General features: G+C 54.4%; 20 protein-coding genes. 12 read left to right on the forward strand and 8 right to left on the reverse strand.

Annotation, left to right across the window (positions count from 1 at the left end; all coding sequences use genetic code 11):
- The first annotated feature begins 1 nt into the window (after position 1).
- The 11 genes from gspG to N1249_RS07205 all read left to right on the forward strand — a co-directional run bounded on the left by gspG (position 2) and on the right by N1249_RS07205 (position 10,945).
- Positions 2-451 carry a type II secretion system major pseudopilin GspG gene (gene gspG, locus N1249_RS07155; protein WP_259836076.1) on the forward strand — a complete coding sequence of 150 codons (450 nt, stop codon included), beginning with the start codon at positions 2-4 and terminating at the stop codon, positions 449-451.
- Positions 451-936: a type II secretion system minor pseudopilin GspH gene (gene gspH / locus N1249_RS07160; protein ID WP_259836099.1), complete on the forward strand. Its 486-nt coding sequence runs from the start codon at positions 451-453 to the stop codon at positions 934-936. The genes gspG and gspH overlap by 1 nt, the downstream gene beginning before the upstream one ends.
- Complete coding sequence (gspI, locus tag N1249_RS07165) at positions 929-1,309, forward strand: type II secretion system minor pseudopilin GspI (protein WP_259836101.1); 381 nt, start codon at positions 929-931, stop codon at positions 1,307-1,309. Before gspH ends, gspI begins: the two co-directional genes overlap by 8 nt.
- Complete coding sequence (gspJ, locus tag N1249_RS07170) at positions 1,306-1,968, forward strand: type II secretion system minor pseudopilin GspJ (RefSeq protein WP_259836104.1); 663 nt, start codon at positions 1,306-1,308, stop codon at positions 1,966-1,968. Before gspI ends, gspJ begins: the two co-directional genes overlap by 4 nt.
- Complete coding sequence (gene gspK / locus N1249_RS07175) at positions 1,965-2,975, forward strand: type II secretion system minor pseudopilin GspK (RefSeq protein WP_259836107.1); 1,011 nt, start codon at positions 1,965-1,967, stop codon at positions 2,973-2,975. Before gspJ ends, gspK begins: the two co-directional genes overlap by 4 nt.
- A gap of 15 nt (positions 2,976-2,990) precedes the next feature.
- Positions 2,991-4,136 carry a type II secretion system protein GspL gene (gene gspL, locus N1249_RS07180; RefSeq protein WP_259836110.1) on the forward strand — a complete coding sequence of 382 codons (1,146 nt, stop codon included), beginning with the start codon at positions 2,991-2,993 and terminating at the stop codon, positions 4,134-4,136.
- Positions 4,133-4,618, forward strand: coding sequence for a type II secretion system protein M (locus N1249_RS07185; RefSeq protein WP_259836113.1), 486 nt, complete (start codon positions 4,133-4,135; stop codon positions 4,616-4,618). Before gspL ends, N1249_RS07185 begins: the two co-directional genes overlap by 4 nt.
- Positions 4,615-5,412 carry an A24 family peptidase gene (locus N1249_RS07190; RefSeq protein ID WP_259836116.1) on the forward strand — a complete coding sequence of 266 codons (798 nt, stop codon included), beginning with the start codon at positions 4,615-4,617 and terminating at the stop codon, positions 5,410-5,412. Before N1249_RS07185 ends, N1249_RS07190 begins: the two co-directional genes overlap by 4 nt.
- Before the next feature lie 259 nt (positions 5,413-5,671).
- Entirely contained in the window at positions 5,672-8,401 is a 2,730-nt protein-coding gene (locus N1249_RS07195; protein WP_259836118.1) for a glycosyl hydrolase family 18 protein, read from the forward strand.
- A 130-nt stretch (positions 8,402-8,531) separates the two neighbouring features.
- Entirely contained in the window at positions 8,532-8,972 is a 441-nt protein-coding gene (gene iagB, locus N1249_RS07200) for a type III secretion system invasion protein IagB (protein WP_259836121.1), read from the forward strand.
- 140 nt (positions 8,973-9,112) lie between these two features.
- Positions 9,113-10,945 carry a chitinase gene (locus N1249_RS07205; protein ID WP_259836122.1) on the forward strand — a complete coding sequence of 611 codons (1,833 nt, stop codon included), beginning with the start codon at positions 9,113-9,115 and terminating at the stop codon, positions 10,943-10,945.
- A gap of 84 nt (positions 10,946-11,029) precedes the next feature.
- Here N1249_RS07205 and N1249_RS07210 read toward each other — a convergent pair whose 3' ends face one another.
- The 4 genes from N1249_RS07210 to poxB all read right to left on the reverse strand — a co-directional run bounded on the left by N1249_RS07210 (position 11,030) and on the right by poxB (position 16,346).
- Positions 11,030-12,043, reverse strand: coding sequence for an NAD(P)-dependent oxidoreductase (locus N1249_RS07210; protein ID WP_259836125.1), 1,014 nt, complete (start codon positions 12,041-12,043; stop codon positions 11,030-11,032).
- Between the two features lie 93 nt (positions 12,044-12,136).
- A complete protein-coding gene (locus tag N1249_RS07215) occupies positions 12,137-13,573 on the reverse strand; it encodes an SDR family oxidoreductase (protein ID WP_259836128.1) in 1,437 nt (478 codons plus the stop codon).
- Between the two features lie 14 nt (positions 13,574-13,587).
- A complete protein-coding gene (ltaE, locus tag N1249_RS07220; RefSeq protein WP_259836130.1) occupies positions 13,588-14,589 on the reverse strand; it encodes a low-specificity L-threonine aldolase in 1,002 nt (333 codons plus the stop codon).
- Between the two features lie 38 nt (positions 14,590-14,627).
- Positions 14,628-16,346, reverse strand: a complete 1,719-nt coding sequence (poxB, locus tag N1249_RS07225) for a ubiquinone-dependent pyruvate dehydrogenase (protein ID WP_259836133.1) — start codon at positions 16,344-16,346, stop codon at positions 14,628-14,630.
- Positions 16,347-16,498: 152 nt separating this feature from the next.
- Between poxB and N1249_RS07230 the strand changes: the two genes are divergently transcribed.
- On the forward strand, positions 16,499-16,933 hold the full coding sequence (locus N1249_RS07230) for a DoxX family protein (protein ID WP_259836135.1): 435 nt from the start codon (positions 16,499-16,501) through the stop codon (positions 16,931-16,933).
- A 93-nt stretch (positions 16,934-17,026) separates the two neighbouring features.
- Here the strand turns inward: N1249_RS07230 and hcr are convergent, their stop codons facing one another.
- The 4 genes from hcr to aqpZ form a co-directional block, all read right to left on the reverse strand.
- Entirely contained in the window at positions 17,027-17,995 is a 969-nt protein-coding gene (hcr, locus tag N1249_RS07235) for an NADH oxidoreductase (RefSeq protein ID WP_259836137.1), read from the reverse strand.
- Between the two features lie 10 nt (positions 17,996-18,005).
- Positions 18,006-19,658 (reverse strand): hydroxylamine reductase, encoded by a 1,653-nt coding sequence (gene hcp / locus N1249_RS07240; RefSeq protein ID WP_182060204.1) that lies wholly within the window; start codon positions 19,656-19,658, stop codon positions 18,006-18,008.
- A gap of 144 nt (positions 19,659-19,802) precedes the next feature.
- The gene (locus N1249_RS07245) at positions 19,803-20,702 is read right to left on the reverse strand and encodes a lysine exporter LysO family protein (protein ID WP_259836141.1); all 900 of its coding nucleotides are present in this window, start codon (positions 20,700-20,702) and stop codon (positions 19,803-19,805) included.
- A 170-nt stretch (positions 20,703-20,872) separates the two neighbouring features.
- Complete coding sequence (gene aqpZ / locus N1249_RS07250; protein ID WP_014069553.1) at positions 20,873-21,568, reverse strand: aquaporin Z; 696 nt, start codon at positions 21,566-21,568, stop codon at positions 20,873-20,875.
- Positions 21,569-21,839 lie beyond the last annotated feature (271 nt).

Raw genomic sequence — 21,839 nt, forward strand, 5'->3', positions numbered from 1 at the left:
AATGGCTATAAAACGTAAAAACCTGGCTCGCCAGGCGGGCTTCACATTGCTCGAATTAATGGTGGTAATTGTTATTCTCGGCGTTCTGGCGAGTATGGTCGTACCCAACCTGATGGGCAATAAAGAAAAAGCGGATGCCCAGAAAGCCACCAGCGATATTGTTGCGCTCGAAGGTTCACTCGATATGTATAAGCTGGATAACCACCGTTATCCCACCACCGAACAAGGCTTGCAGGCGCTGGTGACAAAGCCTGAGATTGCGCCAATCCCGAATGGATACCGCGCGGATGGCTATATTCGCCGCCTGCCGCAAGACCCATGGGGAAATGATTATCTGCTGGTTAGCCCAGGCGAACACGGTGCTGTAGACGTATTTTCTGCAGGCCCCGACGGTGAAGCGAATACTGCGGATGACATCACCAACTGGTCACTCGACAAACAAGCAAAATAATGAAAAAGCAACGTGGCTTTACATTGCTGGAAATTATTCTGGCGCTGGTGATATTTGCCAGTTGCGCCATGATGGTGGTGTCAACAATACCGTCACGCAGTGGTGCGGACATATTTGGCCAGCAATTAAAAGCCCTTGTGGATTATGGTTCCGATCGTGCAGTGATGGACGGAAATATCGTCGGGCTGGTTATTACGGCTGAAAAATATCAGCTGGTGACGCTTGAAGATAAAAATGGCGAGCGGCACTGGGTGCCATTATCTGCCGGGCGAATTACCACCCGCGGGGATTTTCCCGAAGAGATGCACGTTTCGCTTTCCCCGCAGCGACTGGCCGCCACGACAGATGCCGAACCACAAATCGTCTTTCTGCCTGACGGGGAGATCGGCCGTTTTACGCTTGCGTTGCAAAGCTACGACAAACAGCACCATTTCCGCGTTGTGTCGCAGGGCGCGGCGCCCGTCTCGGTGGAAAACGATGACTAAACGCAGAACGACGCAAAAAGGCATGACGTTGCTGGAGGTGATGGTCGCCCTGGTTATCTTTTCCACCGCTGCGCTGGCGCTGATGAACTCCGTCTCCCTTAACGTGCGTTTCACCCACGGCCTTGCCGAAACATTGCAGGCCAGCTGGGTGGCCGAAAATCAGCTGGCGGAGGCACAGCTCAGCAAAAGTGACTTCCCGGATGCGGAAGAACAGGGCACAGAGCTGATGGGCGGGCGCAGCTGGAACTGGCACAAGCAGCGGGTAAAAACCGCCAGCAACGTCTGGGCCAATGAAATTCGGGTCTATGCCGAAGGTGATGAAAGCCAGCCGGTGATTGCGCTGAGCATTATTCCGCCAGGAGAGAGCAAGTGAAGAACACGCAACGCCAGCGCGGTTTCACCCTGCTGGAGATCATGATTGCGCTCACCATTTTTGCGGTGATCAGCACGCTCGCCTGGCAAATTCTGGACGGCGCGATGCGTACCAGCTCGGCAACAGATGCCAGCGCGGCAAAGCTTAACCAGCTCCAGCGCGCCTGGAGCCTGATGGAGCGTGATTTCTTTCAGCTTCAGGCGCGCGCGCCGCGTAATGAACCGGATGTGTTTCGCCAGGATGAGAATGCCATCGAACTGACCACGCTCAATGGCGTGAGCGGAACGGTGCAGCTGGAGCGTGTGCGCTGGCGGCTGGAAGAGGGGGTTTTGTACCGCGATGTCTGGCCCGCTATCGATGGCCCGGAAACGATAAAACCGGATGAAGTGCCCGTCGTGCGCGAGGTGAAATCGATGCAGTGGCGTTTTTACCTGAAGGGCTGGCAGAAAAGCTGGACGGATAACACCCATCAGCCCGAAGGCGTTGAGCTGAGCCTGACGATGGATAATGGCGATACCTGGCGCTGGGTATTCACCACTCCCGGAGATGTGCCTGAGGTTGCGGCTGCTCCGGAGAAAAAAGATCAACAAGCACCGGCAGCGCCGGACGCAGCGCCCGCACCAGCGGCGCTGCAGAATACCACAGGAGCGCAACCATGAGCAGGGGGAACAAACAGCGGGGCGTTGCCCTGCTGGTGGTGCTGATCCTGCTGGTGATGATGTCGGCGCTGGCGGCCAAAATCAGTCAGCAGTTCTGCCGCAATCTGCAAAAAACGCACTACCAGGTGAGTCAGCAGCAGTTGCGCTGGGCCATGCTGGCGCAGGAAAAGGTGGTGAAAGACACCCTGCAAACCGATGCCAGCGGTGAAAGCAAAGCCCTGGCACCCGAGGGTGACTGGCATCAGCCGCTGGAGACCCAGGGCGATAACTACACGGTGGTGAGCCAGGTTGAGGATGCGCAGGACTGTTTCAACGTCAACAACCTGCTGGCTGCCGATCAATCCGCTCCGGTGCAAAACGCGCCTGCCGTGGCGGAAAAGCCGCGCAAAGAGCAGATTGTTGAGCAAATCCTGACCGATAGCGGTATCAGCCAGACCACCGCCGAAGAGGTCTATCTCCAGCTGGTGGATTACCTCGATGGCGACAGCACCACGGTAAAAGAGGGTGCCGAAAGTGACGCCTGGGCAGGAGTTGTCCCGGCGCGGCAGCCCGCGAATCAGATGATGCGCAATATTGCTGAAATCAAGCTGTTGCCTGCGTTTCCCGTATCGGCGTATCCGAAAGTCAGCGCGCTATTATGCGCGCTGCCGGACATGGCCACGAAGGTGGATGTGAACACCCTCAAGCCGGAGAACGCGTCCGTACTGGCGGCGCTGTTCCCGGGGAAGTTAACCAAAGATGACGCCGTCCGGCTGCTTGATGCTCGTCCCGAAGGGGGTTTTGAAAGCGTGGAGGCGTTCAGCAAAGCGCTGGAGCAAAACTACCCGCAGTTAAAAGACGATTTGCCGCAGGTTGCAGAGCTGATAGCCATCAATAGCCGCTATTTTCGCGTCAACTATACCGGCAACACTGACGATTTAACGCTTCGCGTGGTCAGCCAGCTTCAGGTGAATAACGAAGCCGGCGAGATTGTGACGTGGCAACGTCGTTACCGAATGATTGAATAACAAAAGTCGATATCTATGAAACAGGTCCTTTTTATTCGTCCCGACAGCCGCGAGGACGGGAAATTATGGTGGTGCGGATCCGGTAGCCAGCAGGTTGAAGCGCTGGATAACCTGGCGGCACTCAGTGCACTTGCCAGCCATCCGCTGGCCGAACGCGTATGCTTGTTGCTCCCGGCGAGCGACATGATCTTCCGTCACTTTACTCTGCCTAAAAAAGGCATGACATCGCCAGCCACGGCGTTCTCATGGATGGCGGAAGAGACATTAATTGGCGAGGTGGACAACCTTCACTGGACGGTGCTTAACAAAAAAGGCCGTGAAGTGGACGCTGTGGCGATCGATGCCACGCGTCTGCGTCAGTGGTTAGCCTGTTTTCGTGAGGCGGGCTTAAACGTCATTCAGGCGTTACCGGATGCCTGGCTGCTGCCTTGCGCCACGGGCGGCAGCACGCTTGTTGCACTGGAAGATAACTACTGGCTGCGTCTGGCACCGGCTTCGGCCTGTGAGGTGGACGGCGCACTGCTCCCGATGCTAATGCAGAAAGCCGGAGAAGGTGAAGTGCGTTGTTACGGTGATGTTCCGCACGGGATTGAGGTGGATGAAACGTTGCCCTGGCAGCACCCGCTGGCGCTGATCCAGCCCCAGTGGCAGACGTGTAAAATCAATGTGTTGCACGGCGAGTTCAGCTCGCGTGGCGCGCAGAAAGGGGTAACGAAAGGCGTAAAGGCGATGATCGTTGCCGCCGGTTTGCTGTCGCTCGGCTTGCTGTTAGGCCCGCGTGTGGCGATGGCCTGGATGCTGGTGCAGGAAGAAAACCAGGTTCAGCAGGAGATTGTGCAGGTTTATCAGCACCACTTCCCCAGTATGCGCCAGCAGACCAACATCAAATACCATTTTGGCCAGAACATTAAGAAACAGCGCAAAGGGATCTTCCTGCAACTGGATGAGCTTGAAAAAGCGAAACAGGCCGTGCCGACGATGGAAATTGAGTCACTGGAATATGATGCATCGCAAGGCGTACTGACCCTGAGCGTCAGTGCACAAACCCCGCAGGCATCACAGGAATTCGTTAACCAGACGCACGCTAATTTTGATTTTGCGTTACAGCCCGTTTCAAAAGAGGCGCCTTATACCGCGATGATCACAGGGAAATATAGATGAAAGAGAGAATTGCTCAGCTGAAATCGCGTTATCAGAATTACAGCGCCAGAGAAAAAATAATCTTAAAAGTATGTGCCGCCGCAATAAGCTGCGCGGTGGTGTATTACGCCGGGGTGATCCCGCTGGATAATATGATTCAAAGCAGTAAATCAACGCTGACACGGCAAACGGAAACCCTGAACTGGATGCGTGAGGAAATTGATAAAAACCATCTTCAGATGCTTCAGGTTAAAACGAATAACCCGCGCAGCGTGGTAGAAAATAGTGCTCACGAGATTCATTTAGCGCTGAGTGATTTACGCCAGGATGGGCAGACATTATCGTTCGTGGTTAACCGGGTTAATGTATATGAATTAAAAAACTGGTTACGCGAAATCAACCAGACGTCGGGGATCCGCTTGCAGAAAATGAACCTTACGCCTGTTGACCATATCAGCGATGTTAAAGCCGAAATTCAACTGACCTGGATGAAAATAGCATGAATACCTTCGCACTGATCCGGGAGGCATACCCTGTTGTATTTCCCGTCATGAGTGTGGTGTTAGGCGCAATAACGGGCAGTTTTCTGGGAGTTGTGGCAGAGCGCGTACCGGCAATGGTGATGGAAGAGGAGGGATGCGGCAATTTGCTGTTCCCCGGCTCGCAATGTCCGGGATGTCAGCATTCGCTGCGGGTATGGGAGAACATTCCGCTGCTGAGCTGGCTTTTTCTGCGCGGGCGTTGCAGCCAGTGCCGCACGGCGATCCCACTGCGTATCTTCCTGATTGAGCTTTTCACCGCGCTATTTTTTGGCACAACGGCCTGGTGTGTGCCGGATATGCAGGCGCTGCTCGCGCTCTGGCTGCTGGCTGCATTTCTCCTGCCGCTGGCAATGATTGACGCGCAGCATCAGTTACTGCCCGATTGCCTGACGCAGCCGCTGCTGTGGGCAGGGCTTCTCTTTCATACGTTCGATCATTCTCTGCCATTGCGCGATGCGCTTTTTGGCGCAGTGGCGGGGTATCTTTCGCTGTGGCTGGTGTACTGGGCTTTTCGCCTGGCAACCGGGCGTGAAGGGCTGGGTTACGGTGATTTTAAGCTGCTGGCAGCATTGGGGGCATGGTGCGGCTGGCAGGCATTACCTTCTGTTGAACTGATTGCGGCATTAAGTGGGATTGTTGGTTATTTCATATTTAATAATTTAAATAAAAATAACCAAACTATTTCTTTTGGTCCTTATTTATCTGTTGCTGGCATGGTTGTTTTTATCGGGAAGATATTCGCTGTCACATTCTGAACGCGCAGGTCAAGGTTTTTTGAAATTTTTTTCGACGGGGAAATGAAAGGCATCTGCTTTTTCTTCCCTGTATCGTAATAAATATAGAATAGATGGAATGGGAGTTTGTCTCTTTTTTGCAGAGGAATTGTTCAGGTAGTAAATAGTTATGGTAATACCCCGCTCGTTATAGTGTTTTAGCTATTACATGCAGAAAACTCCATGTCTTAAAGGAAAGCATGGGTCATTTAATTACGAATAAATTTATCAGGAAACAAAAATGAAATTTATGAAGCCTAAATATCTGGCACTTTTTGTTGCAGCGGCATCCGGCTCTGTATTTGCCGCCGCGCCAGGTACGCCTTCAATCAGCAGTGGCAATGATAAGTTTGCTATTGTTGAAGTTGACCAGGCCGCACAGGATTACGGTTCTCTCGTTAAAGTGCACAATGATGGTGTGGATGTGAAGGTCGAGTGGAACGTCTGGAGTGGCGATGCGCCGACCAGCGGCAAAGTTCTGCTGGACGGCCAGACCGTATGGTCTGGTGCAGCCGGAGCCTCTGGCTCTGCAACCTTTAAAGTCAAAAAAGGTGGCCGCTACCAGGAGCAGGTTGAACTCTGTAATGCCAGCGGGTGTTCCAAAAGCGCAAGCAAGCTGATCATCGTTGCCGATACTGACGGCAGCCACCTGCTGCCGCTGAATGCTCCTCTGAGAGAGAACAACAAAACCTTCGCGCAACATACCGATAAAGTCGTGGGCGCATACTTCCCTGAATGGGGCGTGTACGGCCGTGAATTCCCGGTCGACAAAATCCCGGCAGCTAACCTCAACCACATCCTGTACGGCTTCATTCCAATCTGTGGCGGCGACGGCATCAACGACGGTCTGAAAACCGTTGAAAATGGCAACAGCTTCGCGGCACTTCAGCGCGCCTGTGCGGGCCGCCAGGACTTCACCGTGGCCATCCACGATCCGTGGGCTGCCCTGCAAAAACCGCAGTCGGGTGTGACTAACTGGGACGACCCGTACAAAGGTAACTTTGGCCAGCTGATGGCGCTGAAAAAAGCCCATCCGGATCTGAAAGTGCTGCCATCCATCGGCGGCTGGACCATGTCCGATCCATTCTACAAAATGAACGATACCGCCATCCGCGCACGCTTCGTGGCCTCGGTTAAAGACTTCCTGAAAACCTGGAAATTCTTCGACGGCGTGGATATCGACTGGGAATTCCCGGGCGGCGGCGGCGTGAACGAAACCCTGGGTAATCCTCAGCAGGATAAAGCCACCTACACTGCATTAATGCACGACCTGCGCACCATGCTGAACGAATTGTCAGCAGAAACCGGCCGTACCTATGAGCTGACCACCGCAATTGGTTCCGGTAAAGATAAGATCGAAGACGTTGACTACAACACGGTACAACAGTACCTCGACCATATCTTCCTGATGAGCTATGACTTCTACGGCGCGTGGAGCAATACCGAGCTGGGTCACCAGGCGGCGCTGCACGCACCAGCATGGCGTCCGGACACCAACTACACCACCTCTAACGGCGTCGACGCGTTGCTGGGGCAGGGTGTACAGCCGGGTAAAATCGTGGTGGGTGCGGGCATGTATGGCCGCGGATGGACTGGTGTACATGGTTACACTGGCGACAACCCGTTCACCGGTACTGCAACGGGCGCAGTGAAAGGCACCTGGGAGCCTGGCGTAGTTGACTATCGTCAGATTGTGAACGAATACAAAGGCAAACCGGGCTGGGAATACGGTTATGACGCGGATGCGGAAGCGCCATACGTCTTTAACAAATCCACCGGCGACCTGATCTCCTATGAAGATGCCCGTTCGACTACCGCGAAAGGTAAATACGTACTGGCGAAAAACCTCGGCGGCCTGTTCTCCTGGTCTATCGACTCTGATAACGGCGACATCCTGAATGCGATGAACGAAAGCCTGATGGGTGGCTCAACGCCTGTTGAACCTGTCGTCACCAACCATGCGCCAGTGGCAGCGGCAGCGGATCAGTCCGTGACCGGCCCGGTAACGGTAACTCTGGATGGCTCTGCATCCACCGATCCAGATGGCGATGCAATCACCTACAAATGGACGCAGATTTCTGGCTCCAGCGTCACCCTGACCAACAGCAACAAAGCGAAAGCGAGCTTCACCGTTGGTGCTGTGACCAGCAACCAGACCCTGGCGTTCCGCCTGACCGTGACTGATGCCAAAGGTCTGAGCAGCACCGCCGACGTTCAGGTTCTGAACAAAGCGCCGAAAGCTAACCAGGCACCGGTTGTTAACCAGATGCAGACGGTGAACCTGGAAGCAGGCCAGTCTTACGCGCTGAATGTTCAGGCTGCGGATCCAGATGGCGATGCCCTGACCTATGCGTGGAGCGTTCCTGCTGATATGAACGCGACCGGTACTGACACCGCGAACGTGAGCATCACTGCGCCGGAAGTTACCTCTGATTCTTCCTACACCCTGAGCGTGGTGGTGAGCGATGGTAAAACCAGCGTTCAGTCCAACGTACAGGTTAACGTGACGCCGAAAGCGACCCCGGTCGTTCCATCTGACGAAGGCACTACGCCGTCTGACGAAGGCACCACTCCGGCAGATGAAGGCACTACCCCTGCAGACGAAGGTACCAAACCGTCTGATGAAGGTACTGCGACCGGCAGCTGTGATACCCCGGTTGATGCCAACGCCAGCAAATATCCTGCGTGGAGCGCCAGCAAAGTCTACAACAGCGGTGATACCGTCAGCACCGATAACCTGGTGTGGAAAGCGAAGTACTGGACTCAGGGCAATAAACCTGGTTTCGATGCCGACGCATGGGAACTGGTAAGTCAGGTGAAATTCAACTGGCGTTCTGATGTGGTTTATAACGGCGGCGACACCACCACTTTCGAAGGTAATGTATACCGTGCGAAATGGTGGACCAAAGGCGATAAACCATCCAACAGCGATGTATGGGTTAAAGAAGGCGCGTCAGCCGACTGCAAATAATCTTTATCACCTGAAATTACGGGCGTGATATCCACCCGTAATGGTTAGCCACACCCCGCTTCGGGTGTGGCTAACATCTCAAAATAATGTGCGCAAGGAGAGAACCGTAATTCAGTAAGCAGGAAAGAAGATGAAATACATAATTCTGTTGTTATTGATGGTGAGCCAGAGTGTATTCGCAAATTGCTGGGATAAAGCAGCTCATTATTATCATGTCGACCCGTATTTATTATTTGCGATTGCGAAAGTTGAATCCGGTATGAATCCATATGCCGTGGGCTGGAACCACGATGGTTCACGCGACGTTGGCCTGATGCAGATTAACAGCTCACATTTGAAGGCGCTGAAACGCCAGGGGATTGATGAGTATCGCTTAATGACAGAGCCATGTACCTCCATCATGGTCGGGGCATCGATATTATCGAACATGATTAAAGTTTATGGCTATAACTGGGAAGCGGTAGGCGCATATAACGCCGGGCTGAAAAAAGAAAATTATCCACAACGTATGATCTATGCGCATAAAGTTTGGGCACAATATCAGGAAATAAAATCAAAGCAGTCTTATTAGTCGTGGGTTTTATTTTTTGAAGAGTACCGGAAGGTGTTCTTCAAAAAATGAAAAGCAGCTGTCTGGAATTTATTTATTAATGGATTAATAAATAAATTGGGATTTTATTTTAAATCATCGAATTAACAGGAATAACTGAAATGAATAAAAGGACATTACTGAGCGTGTTAATTGCGGGTGCGTGCATTGCACCTGTTATGGCTCAGGCCACCATGCTGAAGGCAGAAAGCAGCGAGCCTTACACCATGAAAGCCAGCGATCTGGCGAAAAAAGAGAAAGAACTGACGGATTTCCCGCTGATGCAGTCCGTGAAGGATACTATCCGTACGCTGGACAACGCTTCAGTTGAGCAGATTGAGCCAGGCCGTGCTTCCAACCCGGCTAACGTGAAACGTGTTGAAGGGATCCTGAAAGAGAGCGACTGGGAATATCTGTTCCCGCTGCGCGCCAAAGATTACAGCTACAGCAACTTCCTGAAAGCCGTAGGTAAATTCCCGGCGCTCTGCGACACCTACAAAGATGGCCGTGACAGCGATGCAATTTGCCGTAAAGAGCTGGCAACCATGTTTGCTCACTTTGCCCAGGAAACGGGCGGCCATGAAAGCTGGCGTCCTGAAGCCGAATGGCGCCAGGCGCTGGTTTACGTGCGCGAAATGGGCTGGAGCGAAGGCCAGAAGGGCGGTTACAACGGCGAATGTAATACCGATGTCTGGCAGGGGCAAACCTGGCCATGCGGGAAAGACAAAGACGGTGATTTCCTGAGCTACTTTGGCCGTGGCGCGAAACAGCTCTCCTACAACTACAACTATGGTCCATTCTCTGAAGCGATGTTCGGCGATGTCCGTACGCTGCTCGACAAACCAGAGCTGGTGGCGGATACCTGGCTGAACCTGGCGAGCGCCATCTTCTTCTTCGCCTACCCACAGCCGCCAAAACCAAGCATGTTGCAGGTGATCGACGGTACCTGGCAGCCAAACGATCACGATAAAGCCAATGGCCTGGTTCCTGGCTTCGGCGTGACGACCCAAATCATCAACGGCGGCGTTGAGTGCGGCGGTCCGACTGAGATTGCCCAGTCTCAGAACCGTATCAAGTACTACAAAGAGTTTGCCAACTATCTCAAGGTGCCGGTCCCGGCAAATGAAGTGCTGGGCTGTGCCAACATGAAGCAATTCGATGAAGGCGGCGCGGGCGCACTGAAGATTTACTGGGAACAGGACTGGGGATGGAGCGCAGATACACCAGACGGTAAGACCTATTCCTGCCAGCTGGTGGGTTACCAGACACCATTCAGTGCGTTCAAAGACGGCGACTACACCAGGTGTGTGCAGAAGTTCTATAACGTGAACATCGTGAATGATGACGGTTCAGCGACCACACCGGATGAAACACCGGTTACGCCGACCCCAACGCCTTCTGAAGATGAAACACCGGTCACTCCAACGCCAACACCTGACGAAACGCCGGCAGAACCGGCAGCCGTTAACCACGCGCCAGTGGCGCAGATTGCGGGTCCAATTGGTGCCGTTGAAGCGGGTGCGCAGGTTTCTCTGAGTGCAGAAGGGTCTACCGACGAAGACGGTAACAAACTGACTTACACCTGGCGTTCCCAGGATGGCCAGACCGTAACCGGCGAAGACAAAGCGGTTGTCACCTTCAATGCACCTGAAGCCACGACGGCTCAGCAGTATGAGATCAGCCTGACCGTCAGCGATGGTGAGCTGAGCAGCACCACGTCCTACCTGCTGAACGTGAAGGCGAAAGCGGCAACGCCATCGCAGGATGAAGGAACCTCTGGCTCTTATCCGGCGTGGAGCGCGAACAGCAAGTACAAGGCAGGTGATATCGTGAATAACCACGGTAAACTGTTCCAGTGCAAACCGTTCCCGTACAGTGGCTGGTGTAACAACGCCCCGGCATACTATGAACCAGGCGCAGGTCTGGCATGGTCTGAAGCCTGGACGGCTCTGTAAAAAACAAACGGCAACCTTTAGGTTGCCGTTTTAGTGTTTGTACCCTCTCCCCGTGGGAGAGGGCATCAGGCCGCACCCGTTTAACTACCGGTGTAACTTCCCGTGATCCCGCAGCCATGCCGCCGTGCGGGTAATCCCTTCATCCAGCGTCACAATCGGCTTATAACCCAGCTCAGTCTCCGCCCGCGAAATATCCAGCGTGAAATCAAAGTTCAGCTTCGACACGCCGTAATGCGTCAGGGCAGGCTCTTTGGCGGATTTATTGCCAAAACGCTCCATACTGCGGGCAATCATATCCAGCATCGGGTACGGCACGGAACGAATGCGGCAGTCGATCTGCAGCTCGTCGATCAGGCGCTGCACAATGCTGCGAAGCGTGCAGGGCTCGCCGTTTGTGATGTTGTAGGCGCGACCGGAGATCAGCTTATCGCAGCCCGGCTGGCTTGCCAGCCACATGGCGTGTATGGCGTTTTCGTAGTAGGTCATGTCCACCAGCGCATCGCCACCGCGTGGCAGCAACACGCTGCCGTAGTGGTGCATCATCTGCGCCAGGCGAGGGATAAACACTTTGTCGTGCGGTCCGAACAGACTTTGTGGGCGCAGTACGGTAAACCGCGTGTGCGGGTTAGACTGCGCCAGCAGGTCGATCACCTCTTCACTGGCCGCTTTGCTGCGGGCAAACTCACAGGCAAAACGGGCCGGACGGAAATCTTCCTGAATATCGCGATGATGGTGATAATCGAAATAAAGCGATGGCGAAGAGATGTGAATAAAGTTACGCACGCCCCAGGCAACGGCCCATTCTCCCAGACGACGCGTGGCGCGCACGTTGGCAAGATCAAAGGCCTCCTGGGTACCCCACGGAGAGGTAAAACTGGAGCAGTGCCACAGCGTATCGATACCGGCGAGCATCACTTTCGCCTGTGAGGAAACCAGTTCCGTCAGGTCGGCATGAACAAATTCTGCGCCCATTTTTTGCAGCAGCTTGCCCATCGCCTCGTTGCGGCCGGTAGCTCTGACGCTAACGCCTTTGTTGCGCAGAAACTCGACCGCGTTTCGGCCTAAGCCGCTGGTTGCACCGGTAACCAGTACCTTCATATCGATCCACTGTATTGAAAAAGAATTTCGTGCGCATTCTTCCGTGAATTACGCCTGTATGCAATGGGAAAGGTGAAAGAATAAGACTTTTATTTAGATCTTTTCCTTCTTTTGTTCTGCAAGTTGCGCAATGCGTTTTGCCATTCCCCGGAAGATAAACAGGTGCGCCGGGATCATCAGCAGCCAGTAGAACAGGCCCGGCATTCCGTGCGGATGCCACCAGGCCCGAACGTCAAGTTCACGGTGGCTGCCTTTATCTTTCAGGGTAAAACAGAGCCGCCCAAGCCCGGGCGCTTTCATGCCAAACAGCAGCGCCAGCTGCTTTTCGGGTTCAACGATGATTACCTTCCAGCTGTCCACGGTATCGCCCACGTTAAGGTACGGATGAGCAGGGCGGCCTTTCGCGAGCTTATGCCCAATCAGCAGATCCATGGCGCCGCGGGTTTGCCAGAGGATATTGCCAAAGAAATAGCGCTCTTTGCCGCCAATCTGGTTAATCACTTCCCAAAGGGCTTCCAGGCTGGCGGCGGTTTTCACCGTGCAGCCGGCCTGTTTCGGGTAGTAGCCATACTCCGGGCGCCAGCGGGCGAAGGCCTGGGCGTCGTAACCCCAGTCGCTGGAGTTCACCAGTTTCTCTTCTTCTTTGAGTGTGTTACGTACCGCGTCATCAAAAGGGATCAACGTTTGCGGGATCAGCGCGCGAAGCTCGCGATCGTCGGCCAGCAGATCGTGTTTTAGCCCCTGGATCAGCGCTTTTGCGGTGGTTGGCGGCACCGAGGTAATGACATTCAAAAACCACACGGAGATCCAGCGGGTCGGGAAGGGGACAGGGATCAGCCAGCGATGGCGGCTGCTGACCTGCATGAAATGTTCGAATTGTTCCTGATAGCTCAACACTTCCGGGCCTGCGGCTTCCAGCACCCGATGCTGGTCCGAGGGGTGCGCCAGCAGTGCCACCAGATAATGCAGCAGGTTTTCCAGCGCAATGGGCGTGGTACGTGAACGTACCCAGCGCGGGGGCGTCAGCACCGGCAGGTTATAGACCATATCGCGCATCACTTCGAAGGCGGCTGAACCGGCGCCGACGATGATCCCGGCCCGCAGTTCGGTGACGGGGATCCCGGCGCTGCGCAATGTTTCCGCAGTCAGCTGACGCGCGCGCAGGTGATCGGACTGCTCATGAGCAGGCGCCTGGAGCGAGCTTAAGAAAATCACCTGTTTAACCGGCGTTTGCAGCAGGGCATCGCGAACGTTCATCGCCACCTGGCGCTCGTGGGCGATAAAATCACCGCCTTCGCCCATGCTGTGCACCAGATAATAGAGCGTGTCGACACCTTCCAGCAGCGTGGACAAACCTTGCGGCCAGTTTAAATCTACGCTGTGGCAGGTAACGTTTGGCAGGTTTTGCTTTTGCAGGCGTTCAATACTGCGTGCCGCAGCCAGCACCTGATGGCCCTGCTGGCTTAATACCGTCGTCAGGTGCTGGCCGATATAGCCACTGGCACCCAGCACCAGAATACGTTGCGGCACGTTACGCTCCTTTGTTAACGCTGTAAAAATGCCTGCCAGTGGCTCACCACCTCGGCAAGTTGCTCACGACTGACATCAAGATGCATCACCAGACGCACAACAGGGGAGGCGTTCAGCAGGACGCCGCGCGCCTTCATAAATTCGCCCAGCGCGGCTGCGTTATCTTCACCCACACGAACAAACAGCATGTTGGTGTCATGACGCATCACGTCTGCGCCAATTTCACGCAGTTGCGATGCCATCCAGGCCGCATTGTCGTGGTCATCTTTCAGACGCGCAACGTTATTTTTCAGGGCATACAAGCCTGCGGCTGCGAGGATCCCGGCCTGACGCATTCCGCCGCCGGTCATTTTACGCCAGCGATTTGCACGCTTGATGTAATCCGCATCACCCACCAACAGTGAACCCACCGGCGTGCCCAGACCTTTGGAGAGGCAGATAGTGAACGAGTCGCAATACTGCACGACCTCTTTCAGTTCGCAGCCATACTCCACAATGGCGTTAAAAATACGCGCGCCATCAACGTGCAGGCCGAGCTTGCGCTCGCGGGTAAATTCCCACGCCGCTTTCAGGTATTCACGCGGCAGGACTTTGCCGTTATGGGTATTTTCCAGGCTGAGCAGTTTTGTGCGCGCGAAGTGGATGTCGTCGGCTTTGATTTTTGCCGCGACTTTATCGAGCGGCAGGGAGCCGTCAGGGGCAGCGTCGATCGGCTGCGGCTGAATGCTGCCGAGCACCGCCGCACCGCCTGCTTCATAAAGGTAGTTATGCGCGCCCTGGCCGACGATATACTCTTCACCGCGCTCGCAGTGGCTCAGCAGCGCCACCAGGTTTGCCTGAGTGCCGGTTGGCAGAAACAGCGCGGCCTCTTTACCGCTTAACTCCGCCGCGTAGCGTTGAAGTTCGTTTACCGTCGGGTCATCGCCGTACACATCGTCCCCGACCGGGGCGGCCATCATCTTTTCTAGCATGGCGCGCGTCGGACGGGTAACGGTATCACTGCGTAAATCAATCATGGCAAGTCCTTATATTTAAACGGGCGATGCCAGATGTTTTACCTGAGCCAGTTAGTTTTTGCCAGTTCGATTACCTCGTCACCACGGCCATTAATGATGGCGCGCAGCATATAGAGACTAAATCCTTTGGCCTGCTCCAGCTTGATCTGCGGCGGAATAGCCAGCTCCTCTTTGGCGACCACCACATCCACCAGCACAGGGCCATCGAGGGAAAATGCTCGTTGCAGCGCTTCGTCCACGTCGGCGGCTTTTTCCACCCGAATACCGGTAATGCCACAGGCTTCGGCGATGCGGGCGAAATTGGTATCGTGCAGTTCAGTGCCATCCGTCAGATAGCCACCGGCTTTCATCTCCATTGCCACAAAGCCCAGCACGCTGTTGTTAAAGACCACAATTTTGAGCGGCAGCTTCATCTGCACCACTGACAGGAAATCCCCCATCAACATGCTGAACCCACCGTCGCCGCACATCGCCACCACCTGACGCTCCGGCGCGGTGGCTTTGGCGCCAAGCGCCTGTGGCATGGCGTTGGCCATCGAGCCGTGGTTAAACGAGCCCAGCAGACGCCGTTTGCCGTTCATTTTCAGGTAGCGCGCGGCCCAGACGGTAGGCGTGCCCACGTCGCAGGTAAAGATGGCATCGTCGCTGGCGAAATGACTGATCTGCTGCGCCAGATACTGCGGATGAATGGCTTTGTCGCTCGGTTTTGCCAGGTCGTCCAGCCCTTTACGCGCATCGCGATAATCGCTCAGGGCTTTATCAAGGAACTTACGATCGGTTTTTTCTTCCAGATGGGGTAGCAGCGCGGTAAGCGTCGATTTGATATCGCCCACCAGCGCCATATCCACCTTGCTGTGCGCGCCAATACTTGCCGGGTTGATATCAATCTGAATGATTTTGGCATCCGCCGGATAGAACGGACGGTAAGGGAACTGGGTGCCCAGCAAAATCAGCGTATCGGCGTTCATCATGGTGTGGAAACCGCTGGAAAAACCAATCAGCCCGGTCATGCCCACATCGTACGGGTTATCGTACTCCACGTGCTCTTTGCCGCGCAGGGCGTGGACAATCGGCGCCTTAAGTTTGCCGGCAAATTCCAGCAGCTCTTTGTGCGCGCCTGCACAGCCGCTGCCGCACATCAGGGCAATATTGCTGGAGTAACGCAGCAGTTGAGCCAGCTTTTTCAGCTCTTCTTCTGTAGGGGTTACGACAGGCTGCGGTGCGTGATACCAGTGGGTGCTGGCGCTTTCAGGCGCGGCTTTTAGCGCAACGTCACCAGGTAAAACCACCACAGAAACTCCGCGGTTCAGCACCGCTTTGCGCATGGCTATCGCCAGCACCTGAGGGATCTGTTCCGGGGTGGAGACCAGCTCGCAGTAGTGGCTGCATTCACGGAACAGCTCCTGAGGATGCGTCTCCTGAAAATAGCCGCTGCCAATCTCTGTGGACGGAATGTGTGCGGCAATCGCCAGCACCGGAACATGGTTACGATGACAGTCAAACAGACCGTTAATCAGATGCAGGTTTCCCGGCCCGCAGGAGCCCGCGCAAACGGCAAGCTCGCCGGTGAGTTGTGCCTCTGCGCCTGCGGCAAACGCCGCCACTTCTTCATGACGGGTCGGCATCCATTCAATGGTTTTCATCTTATTCAGGCTATCGCTCAACCCATTCAGGGAATCCCCGGTGACACCCCAGATACGTTTTACGCCAGCCTGTTCAAGGGTTTTTGCGATGTATGCAGCCACAGTTTGTTTCATGGTGATCCTTCTCCTGTTTGTGATACCGCTTACAAGCTTAGATGAAACTCGCCGCAACGCCCGGTGGATCCCCCTCATTAAAAGGTGCTTTTCATTGGTTACTATTCGTCATAATCTGATGATGCCTCGGGTAAAAACAGGAATAATTTCAAATGGTTAAAACATTGTTAATTGCTGTTAATAAAAAGCTAGCGTGCGACGATCTCGGCAAACTCTTGTTACGACTTGCCGTGGGTGGGCTGATGCTGTTTCACGGCCTGCATAAGCTGTTTGGTGGTGTGGGATTCATTAGCGGGATGCTGGTGGAAAAAGGGTTACCAGGGTTTATCGCCTATGGCGTGTTGATTGGCGAAGTGGTGGCGCCTATCCTGATTGTTCTGGGTCTTTTCACGCGTCCGGCGGCACTGGTGCTGGCGTTTACGATGGTGATTGCGTGGCTGATGGTGGGTACGGGTAAAACCTTCGCACTGGATGCGGTGGGCGCATGGGCCATTGAAAGTCTGGTGTATTTCTTTATCGGCGCACTGGCAGTGGCATTTTTAGGGGCAGGGCGTTACGCAGTAGGGAAAGATCCCGCGTGGCGGTAATGTCGATGTAGGTCGGGTAAACGCAGTGCCACCCGACAAAAAAGCCCGGTGGCGCTGACGCTTACCGGGCCTACAAGTGAACGTTTTACCGTTTCATGCGAGAACCAGATCACCCTGCGGATGACACGAGCACGCCAGCACGTAACCTTCGGCGATTTCCGCGTCCGTTAACGTCATGGTGCTGGTGACGGTGTAGTTGCCATCCACCACTTTCGTTTTGCAGCAACCACACACGCCAGCGCGACAGGCGGCAACAACGGGGACGTTGTTGCTTTCCAGCGCTTCCAGCAGCGTAGTGCCTACGCGGCCGAAGAAGGTTTGAGCCGGTTGCAGCTTCGTGAACTTCACGCCACTGGTCGCGGCTTCCGCCACCGGGGTAAAGAACTGCTCTTTAAAGAAGCGGGTCACGCCCAGCGCTTTCACTTCCTCTTCCACGATATCCATGTACGGCGCAGGGCCGCAGGTCATCACGGTGCGGGACGCGATATCCGGCACGCTTTGCAGCAGCTCGCGGCTCAGGCGACCGGCAACAAAACCCTGTGTCGCGTTGTTTTCAGCCACCAGCGTTACCGGGTAGTTGCGCCATTCGTCGGCAAAAATCACATCTTCCGGCGAACGCACGCTAAAGATCACCTGCACATCGGCCTGCGGACGATTTTTTGCCAGCCAGCGGCGCATCGACATCACCGGCGTAACCCCACAACCCGCCGCCAGCAACAGGAATTTATCTTCCGTCTTATCATCACAGGTGAAATCACCCTGTGCATCAGACAGCCAGATATAATCCCCGCGCTTCACATCACGGGTCAGCCACTGTGAACCCACGCCGTCATCAATCCGACGGATGGTGAGCGTAATGTATTCGCTCACACCCGGCGTAGAGGAGATGGTGTAGGCGCGCAGGGTGTCTGTGGAATTGCGGACACTGACCAGCGCATACTGACCTGCACGGTACGGATAGTAGTCATGGCACAGCAGTGACAGCGTCCACACATCCGGCGTCTCCTGATGGATGTGATGAACCTGCATCCGCCACGGACATTGTGAGGTTGGCATCGTCATGAATCGCTCCTTATGCGCTCAGCAGCTGCTGCATATCTTCTTCAACGGTGGTGACCGAACGCAGACCGAATTTCTCGTTCAGCACGGCCAGCAGGTCTGGCGTCAGGAAGCCTGGCGCAGTCGGGCCGGTCACGATGTTGGTCACACCCAGAGAAAGCAGCGTCAGCAGGATGACAATCGCTTTCTGTTCGAACCAGGAGAGCACCAGTGACAGCGGCAGGTCGTTCACGCCACAGCCCAGTTTTTCCGCCAGGGTTACCGCCAGAATGATGGCAGAGTAAGCATCGTTACACTGACCGGCATCGACCAGACGCGGCAGGCCTTCGATGTTGCCGAAGTCCAGCTTGTTGAAACGGTATTTCCCGCACGCCAGGGTCAGGATCAGGCAGTCTTGTGGAACGCTGGTGGCGAAATCGGTGAAGTAGTTACGCTCACCGCGTGCGCCGTCGCAGCCGCCAATCAGGAAGATGTGGCGCAGTTTTTCACGGCTGACCAGATCAATCAGGGAATCGGCTGCACCCAACAGAGTTTCGCGGCCAAAGCCGACGGTGATCAGGTGTTCGATTTCGCTGTACGGGAAGCCGGCCATCTGCTGTGCCTGGGCGATAACGGGCGCAAAATCGTCACCTTCGAGGTGGCTCACACCCGGCCAGCCGACGATGCTCCGGGTCCAGATACGGTCATCATACGCGCCAACGGTTGGGTCGATGATGCAGTTAGAGGTCATCACGATTGGGCCAGGGAAGCGGGCAAATTCAACCTGCTGGTTCTGCCAGCCGCTGCCGTAGTTGCCGATCAGATGTTTGAATTTACGCAGTTCCGGGTAGCCGTGTGCAGGCAGCATTTCACCATGGGTGTAGACGTTCACGCCGGTGCCTTCAGTCTGCTTCAGCAGGTTGTACAGGTCTTTCAGGTCATGGCCAGAGATCAGGATACATTTGCCTTCGGTGGCTTTGACATTGACCTGGGTTGGGGTTGGGTGACCGTAAGTGCTGGTTTCACCGGCATCCAGAATGCTCATCACTTTGAAGTTCATCTGGCCGATTTCCATTGAGCACTCCAGCAGAGCGTTCATATCGGAAGGCCAGGTGCCGAGCCATGCCATGATTTTGTGGTACTGGGCATAGATATCGTTGTCGTACTGGCCGAGTACGTGTGCGTGTTCCATATAGGCCGCAGCACCTTTCAGGCCGTACAGGCACAGCAGACGCAGGCCGAGAATGTTCTCGCCAATCGCCGCTTTGTCTTTGTTCGGGGTAAATTCTGCCGCCTGACGCTGCAAATCGCCCAGGTCGTCGCTCACCAGCTGCAGGCTGGCCATTGGGTTATCAACACGGGCATTCGCGTCTGCATTCAGGGATTGTGCTTTCAGCGCTTCACGCAGGGCGATGGCTTCACGGGCATAACCAACAATGCGCGGGGAATCAAAGTTGACATTCGTCAACGTGGAGAAAAATGCGCGAGGTGCAAAACTGTCTACGTAGTGGTCGATAATGCCGTATTCACGGGCTTTAAACGCCCATGCAGAGAGGCCTTGCAGGGCAGCAATCAGCAGGTCCTGGAGGTCTGACGTTTCTGCCGTTTTGCCGCACATACCCTGCGCGTAGGAGCAGCCATTGCCTGCCGGGGTACGGATGGTTTGTTCACATTGCACACAAAACATAATCACACCTGTTAAAGTTATATTTGATATACATGTTTAAGATTATGCTTGTGCCAGAACGGTGAAAAGTTCTTTCTGCTACAAAATAGAGGGATATTGATTTAGCGCAATTTTGGCGGCAGACAGGCTACCGCCAAAGAAGTATCAGGCGGAGAAGAACGCCATCAGAACAGGAACCAGCAGGCTTAAAATAAAGCCGTGGACGATGGCGGCAGGCACCATCTCCAGCCCGCCCGAACGCTGTAATACCGGCAGGGTAAAGTCCATCGAAGTTGCGCCGCACAAACCCAGTGCAGTGGAGCGACTACGACGCACAAGGCCTGGGATCAGCATAATGGCGATCAACTCGCGCGCCAGGTCATTAAAGAAAGCGGCGCTGCCAATGACCGGACCGAAAGATTCAGTGAGCAGGATCCCCGACAGCGAATACCAGCCAAACCCGGAAGCCATCGCAAGGCCTGTTTTCAGCGGCAGGTCGAGAATAAAGGCATTAATAGCGCCTGCGACCATTGAGCTGGCAATCACCACCACGGCAACCATCATTCCGCGGCGATTAAGGACAATCTGCTTCAGCGTCATGCCATTATTTCGCAGCTGAATGCCGATCAGGAACAGGAGGAATATCAGGGTATATTCGCTGGCTTCGGTGGCGTGTTGTAAAAATGCCCATCCGGTTAATCCCAGCAGGAAACCCAGTACTACTACGCCGCACAGTTTTAATGATTCCAGCGCCATTGCAATTCGTGAAGGCAACTTTTCCTGATGGTGATGATTTTTCCACGGAATAGTCCGTTCGAGCCAGAACAAGGCCGCGATATTGCACAGCAAAATAACCACAACAGTGACGATGGAATAATGAAGGATGGCCAGCAGATTGACGGCCAGGTTATCCAGGAAAGCCAGGCTAATTCCCATAAAGAATAGAATGACGTAGACAATCCAGCTGAGGAAGCGATTGATGAGCCTTAATGCGGATTCACGATGAAGCGGAATAAGGTAGCCCACAATCAGGGGCAGCAGAATGATTAAGAGTCCTGAAAACATGAACAGCCGGGTCCTTATGGGTATCTGTTGAGCGCCAGAGACACTACCCAATAAAGGCTGCCCAGTAAAGCGGCAAAAGAAAGCCGGGTGGCGCTAACGCTTACCCGGCCTACAAATGGCACTGTGACGTAGGTCGGGAAAGCGTTCGCGCCACCCGACACCACACTCAGTTAATCGCGTTTTTCCAGCAGAGTGCGGTAAAGCACGCCGCCCAGAATACCGCCGATGATTGGCATCACCCAGAACAGCCACAGCTGCTCAAGCGCCCAGCCGCCCTGGAAAATCGCCACAGCGGTACTACGCGCAGGGTTGACCGAGGTGTTGGTGACTGGAATAGAGATCAGGTGGATAAGCGTCAGCGCCAGACCAATGGCAATGGGCGCGAAACCGGCTGGTGCATGTTTGTCTGTTGCACCGTGAATAACCAGCAGGAAGCCTGCGGTCAGCACAATTTCAATCACGATGGCAGACATCATGGAGTAGCCGCCCGGAGAGTGCTCACCAAAGCCGTTGGACGCAAAGCCGCTGGCTGCTGCATCAAAGCCTGCTTTACCGCTGGCAATAACATACAGAACGCCCGCCGCAATAATGCCGCCAATAACCTGAGCAACAATATAGCCAATAACGTCTTTTGCCGGGAAGCGACCACCCGCCCACAGACCTAATGTCACTGCCGGGTTAAAATGACCGCCAGAAATATGGCCTACTGCGAACGCCATGGTTAATACGGTTAAGCCAAATGCCAGAGCGACACCGACAAAACCAATCCCTAATTCTGGAAATGCTGCTGCCAGAACTGCGCTACCGCAGCCACCAAACACCAGCCAGAATGTACCAAAACATTCTGCCGCTAATTTTCTGAACATAACCACCTCAATAATAAATTTCCGCACACTTTCCCGCGCACGGGTTATATCGCCATAAAGGGATGACGACTCAAAGAGTCATTATTTTAGAAACCAACAACACCCCTTCGCCACTTAAATAAATTCGATAAATTTGATTTAAGGCAATGTGATGTCAATCCTTGTTCAAACTGGAGGTTAATACAGCATAGTCCAATTCTCGGGCGCTAGTATCTTGTCTGGTTATCCCTATTTCAAACAAAACATTGCGGTGAAATTCTGATTTTTTCGT

Source organism: Enterobacter sp. CP102 (assembly GCF_025152625.1).
GTDB lineage: Bacteria > Pseudomonadota > Gammaproteobacteria > Enterobacterales > Enterobacteriaceae > Enterobacter > Enterobacter soli.

Bases quoted from the DNA above. Each gene is read 5' to 3' on its own strand.
- gspG (WP_259836076.1), top strand. From the start codon at position 2: ATGGCTATAAAACGTAAAAACCTGGCTCGCCAGGCGGGCTTCACATTG.
- gspH (WP_259836099.1), top strand. From the start codon at position 451: ATGAAAAAGCAACGTGGCTTTACATTGCTGGAAATTATTCTGGCGCTG.
- gspI (WP_259836101.1), top strand. From the start codon at position 929: ATGACTAAACGCAGAACGACGCAAAAAGGCATGACGTTGCTGGAGGTG.
- gspK (WP_259836107.1), top strand. From the start codon at position 1,965: ATGAGCAGGGGGAACAAACAGCGGGGCGTTGCCCTGCTGGTGGTGCTG.
- gspL (WP_259836110.1), top strand. From the start codon at position 2,991: ATGAAACAGGTCCTTTTTATTCGTCCCGACAGCCGCGAGGACGGGAAA.
- N1249_RS07185 (WP_259836113.1), top strand. From the start codon at position 4,133: ATGAAAGAGAGAATTGCTCAGCTGAAATCGCGTTATCAGAATTACAGC.
- N1249_RS07190 (WP_259836116.1), top strand. From the start codon at position 4,615: ATGAATACCTTCGCACTGATCCGGGAGGCATACCCTGTTGTATTTCCC.
- N1249_RS07195 (WP_259836118.1), top strand. From the start codon at position 5,672: ATGAAATTTATGAAGCCTAAATATCTGGCACTTTTTGTTGCAGCGGCA.
- iagB (WP_259836121.1), top strand. From the start codon at position 8,532: ATGAAATACATAATTCTGTTGTTATTGATGGTGAGCCAGAGTGTATTC.
- N1249_RS07205 (WP_259836122.1), top strand. From the start codon at position 9,113: ATGAATAAAAGGACATTACTGAGCGTGTTAATTGCGGGTGCGTGCATT.
- N1249_RS07210 (WP_259836125.1), bottom strand. From the start codon at position 12,043: ATGAAGGTACTGGTTACCGGTGCAACCAGCGGCTTAGGCCGAAACGCG.
- ltaE (WP_259836130.1), bottom strand. From the start codon at position 14,589: ATGATTGATTTACGCAGTGATACCGTTACCCGTCCGACGCGCGCCATG.
- poxB (WP_259836133.1), bottom strand. From the start codon at position 16,346: ATGAAACAAACTGTGGCTGCATACATCGCAAAAACCCTTGAACAGGCT.
- N1249_RS07230 (WP_259836135.1), top strand. From the start codon at position 16,499: ATGGTTAAAACATTGTTAATTGCTGTTAATAAAAAGCTAGCGTGCGAC.
- hcr (WP_259836137.1), bottom strand. From the start codon at position 17,995: ATGACGATGCCAACCTCACAATGTCCGTGGCGGATGCAGGTTCATCAC.
- hcp (WP_182060204.1), bottom strand. From the start codon at position 19,658: ATGTTTTGTGTGCAATGTGAACAAACCATCCGTACCCCGGCAGGCAAT.
- N1249_RS07245 (WP_259836141.1), bottom strand. From the start codon at position 20,702: ATGTTTTCAGGACTCTTAATCATTCTGCTGCCCCTGATTGTGGGCTAC.
- aqpZ (WP_014069553.1), bottom strand. From the start codon at position 21,568: ATGTTCAGAAAATTAGCGGCAGAATGTTTTGGTACATTCTGGCTGGTG.